Here is a 3,907-nt window from a genome sequence, read left to right as displayed (position 1 = left end):
GACTTCCTCGACTGGATGCCGAAGCGTCTGAAAGAGTATGACAAAGCCGCACTGCGCAATACCGTGTTGATGGGTCGTTCGCAAGGCGTTGCGGCGTATAACATGGATGAAGCACTGGCGTGGGGCACCACCGGCGCTGGTTTGCGTGCCACCGGTTTAGATTTTGACGTGCGTAAATGGCGTCCATATTCAGGCTACGAAAACTTCGATTTCGAGATTCCGGTTGGCGCTGGCATCAGTGATGCGTATACCCGCGTTCAGCTGAAAATGGAAGAGATGTGGCAGTCACTGCGCATTCTGGAACAGTGCCTGAACAACATGCCTGAAGGCCCGTTCAAAGCGGATCATCCGCTGACAACGCCGCCGCCGAAAGAGCGCACGCTGCAGCACATTGAAACCCTGATCACTCACTTCCTGCAGGTTTCGTGGGGCCCAATCATGCCGGCCAACGAATCCTTCCAGATGATTGAGGCGACCAAAGGGATCAACAGTTACTACCTGACCAGCGATGGCAGCACCATGAGCTATCGCACCCGCGTGCGTACGCCGAGCTTCCCGCATCTGCAGCAGATCCCATCGGTGATCCGCGGCAGCCTGGTATCCGACTTGATCGTTTACCTCGGTAGTATCGATTTTGTTATGTCAGACGTGGACCGCTAATTATGCACGATCAAAAAATTGCTATTCACACCATCGACCCTACTGAGGTCTTCGTGCTGAGCGAGGCCGAGCACCACGCTATCGAGCACGAGAAACACCATTACGAAGATGCACGCGCCGCTTCGATCGAAGCGTTGAAGATCGTGCAGAAACAGCGCGGCTGGGTGCCAGATGGCGCGATTAACGCCATCGCCGACGTTCTGGGTATTCCTGCCAGTGATGTTGAAGGTGTGGCAACGTTCTATAGCCAGATCTACCGCACGCCGGTTGGCCGTCACGTTATTCGCTACTGTGACAGCGTGGTGTGCCACATCACGGGATATCAGGGAATTCAGGATGCGCTGGAGCAGAAGCTGAACATCAAGCCGGGCCAAACCACGGCTGATGGACGCTTTACGCTGCTGCCAACTTGCTGCCTTGGTAACTGCGATAAAGGGCCAACCATGATGGTGGATGAAGATACCCACGTTCATCTGACGCCTGAAGGCATCGCCAACTTGCTGGAGCAGTATCAATGACCATTAAACAGATCATTCGTACTGCCGAAACGCATCCGCTGACCTGGCGTCTTCGTGACGACAAGCAGCCGATCTGGATCGATGAATATCGCAGTAAAAACGGTTATGTCGGCGCAGAAAAAGCGTTGAAAGATTTTAGTCAGGACGAAATCGTCGCGGCGGTCAAAGACTCCGGCCTGAAAGGTCGTGGTGGCGCAGGCTTTAACACCGGCCTGAAGTGGAGCCTGATGCCGAAAGACGAATCCATGAACATCCGTTACCTGCTGTGTAATGCCGATGAAATGGAGCCAGGCACCTATAAAGACCGCTTGCTGATGGAGCAACTGCCGCACCAGTTGGTGGAAGGCATGCTGATCAGTGCGTTTGCGCTGAAAGCCTATCGCGGGTACATCTTCTTGCGTGGTGAGTACATCGAAGCGGCCGTCAATCTGCGTCGCGCGATTGCGGAAGCTACTGAAGCGGGCTACCTCGGCAAGAATATTCTCGGCACCGGTTTTGATTTCGAGCTGATTGTCCACACCGGCGCAGGTCGTTACATCTGCGGCGAAGAGACCGCGCTAATCAACTCGCTGGAAGGACGTCGTGCGAACCCGCGTTCTAAGCCGCCATTCCCGGCCAGTGCCGGCGTATGGGGTAAGCCGACCTGCGTTAACAACGTGGAAACGCTGTCGAACGTGCCTGCCATCTTCCTTAACGGCGTTGACTGGTACAAAAACATCTCTACCAGCGAAGACACCGGCACCAAAATGATGGGCTTTTCCGGCCGCGTGAAAAATCCTGGCGTCTGGGAATTGCCATTCGGTACCACCGCGCGTGAAATCCTCGAGGATTACGCCGGCGGCATGCGCGATGGTTTGAAATTCAAAGCCTGGCAGCCAGGCGGCGCAGGAACTGACTTCCTTACCGATCAGCACCTCGATCTGCCGATGGAATTTGCCAGCATTGGTAAAGCCGGCAGCCGTTTGGGTACGGCGCTGGCGATGGCGGTCGATCACGAAATCAACATGGTTTCGCTGGTGCGTAACCTGGAAGAGTTCTTTGCGCGCGAATCCTGCGGCTGGTGTACGCCGTGCCGCGATGGCTTGCCATGGAGCGTGAAGATCCTGCGTGCGCTGGAGCAGAAGAAAGGTCAGCCGGGTGATATCGAAACCCTGCAGCAACTCTGCCGCCAGCTTGGCCCAGGTAAAACCTTCTGCGCCCACGCACCGGGCGCCGTCGAGCCATTGCAGAGCGCGATTAAATATTTCCGTGAAGAGTTTGAAGCTGGCATTGCGCCGCAGGTGTTTGGCAATACCCGAGCCATCGGCGGTATTCAGCCGAACCTGCTGAAAGCGCGCTGGTAATCAGCCGCCGTACACGGAACTCACCTCACGCCGAAATGGCGTGGGGAAAGAATTAGATGTTTAACGCTCGTCTTAGGGCGAGCCTTACGGAAGCATGTTCACTATGGCTACAATCCATGTAGACGGTAAAGAATATGATGTGAACGGAGCGGACAACCTGCTACAGGCGTGTCTCTCTCTGGGCCTTGATATTCCTTATTTTTGCTGGCATCCGGCGCTGGGAAGCGTAGGGGCCTGCCGCCAGTGCGCGGTGAAGCAATTCCAGAATGCCGAAGATACCCGCGGTCGCCTTGTTATGTCCTGCATGACACCAGCGTCAGACGGCACCTTTATCTCCATCGACGATGGCGAAGCCAAAGAGTTTCGTGAAAGCGTGGTGGAATGGCTGATGACCAACCATCCGCACGACTGCCCGGTGTGCGAAGAGGGCGGTAACTGCCATCTGCAAGATATGACGGTAATGACCGGACACAGTTTCCGTCGTTATCGCTTCACCAAACGCACCCACCAGAATCAGGATCTCGGTCCGTTCATTTCGCATGAAATGAACCGCTGTATCGCCTGCTATCGCTGCGTGCGTTACTACAAAGATTATGCCGACGGCAAAGATCTCGGCGTTTATGGCGCTCACGACAACGTCTACTTTGGTCGTCCGGAAGATGGCACGCTGGAAAGCGAATTCTCCGGTAACCTGGTAGAAATCTGTCCGACCGGCGTATTCACCGATAAAACGCACTCCGAACGCTATAACCGTAAATGGGATATGCAGTTCGCGCCAAGCATCTGTCAGCAGTGCAGCGTGGGTTGTAACACCAGCCCGGGCGAGCGCTATGGCGAATTGCGTCGTATCGAAAACCGTTATAACGGCACCGTAAACCACTACTTCCTGTGCGATCGCGGTCGTTTCGGTTACGGCTACGTCAACCGCAAGGATCGTCCACGTCATCCGGTACAGCAACGCGGCAACGATTGGGTCAGCCTGAATGCTGAACAAGCGGTGAATGCGGCGGCAGATGTGCTGCGCCGGGCGAAAAAAGTGATCGGTATCGGTTCTCCGCGCGCCAGCATTGAAAGCAACTTCGCGTTGCGTGAACTGGTTGGTGCAGCCAACTTCTCAACCGGTATGCCAGCAGGTGAGCAGGCTCGCGTTGAGCTGATGCTGAAAGTCCTGCAGGACGGCGGCATTTACACGCCATCACTGCGTGAAATTGAAAGCTACGATGCGGTACTGGTGCTGGGTGAAGATTTGACTCAGGTCGGCGCGCGCGTGGCGTTGTCTGTTCGTCAGGCAGTAAAAGGCAAAGCACGTGAGATGGCAGCGGCGCAGAAAGTAGCTGACTGGCAGATCGCGGCAATCCTTAATATCGGTTGAGAAGTTGGCTGCAC

The 3,907-nt window shown here is 55.4% G+C and carries 2 protein-coding genes and 2 pseudogenes; all 4 read left to right on the top strand.

Features of this window, described 5'->3' with window-relative positions; all coding sequences use genetic code 11:
• Positions 1 to 660, top strand: a pseudogene (locus RTY00_RS21325) (NADH-quinone oxidoreductase subunit C/D); the annotation flags it as partial.
• 2 nt (positions 661 to 662) lie between these two features.
• Positions 663 to 1,178, top strand: coding sequence for an NADH-quinone oxidoreductase subunit NuoE (nuoE, locus tag RTY00_RS21320; protein ID WP_008105146.1), 516 nt, complete (start codon positions 663 to 665; stop codon positions 1,176 to 1,178).
• 2 nt (positions 1,179 to 1,180) lie between these two features.
• A complete protein-coding gene (gene nuoF / locus RTY00_RS21315; protein ID WP_176519213.1) occupies positions 1,181 to 2,521 on the top strand; it encodes an NADH-quinone oxidoreductase subunit NuoF in 1,341 nt (446 codons plus the stop codon).
• Between the two features lie 103 nt (positions 2,522 to 2,624).
• Positions 2,625 to 3,890 (top strand): annotated as a pseudogene (gene nuoG, locus RTY00_RS21310) (NADH-quinone oxidoreductase subunit NuoG); the annotation flags it as partial.
• Positions 3,891 to 3,907: the final 17 nt, after the last annotated feature.

The sequence above is a fragment of the Pantoea sp. CTOTU49201 genome (genome assembly GCF_032054795.1).
Classification (GTDB): domain Bacteria; phylum Pseudomonadota; class Gammaproteobacteria; order Enterobacterales; family Enterobacteriaceae; genus Pantoea; species Pantoea symbiotica.
Note: the sequence above shows the minus strand (reverse complement) of the source record. Positions and strands in the feature narration are given on the sequence as shown.

Bases quoted from the DNA above. Each gene is read 5' to 3' on its own strand.
- nuoE (WP_008105146.1), top strand. From the start codon at position 663: ATGCACGATCAAAAAATTGCTATTCACACCATCGACCCTACTGAGGTC.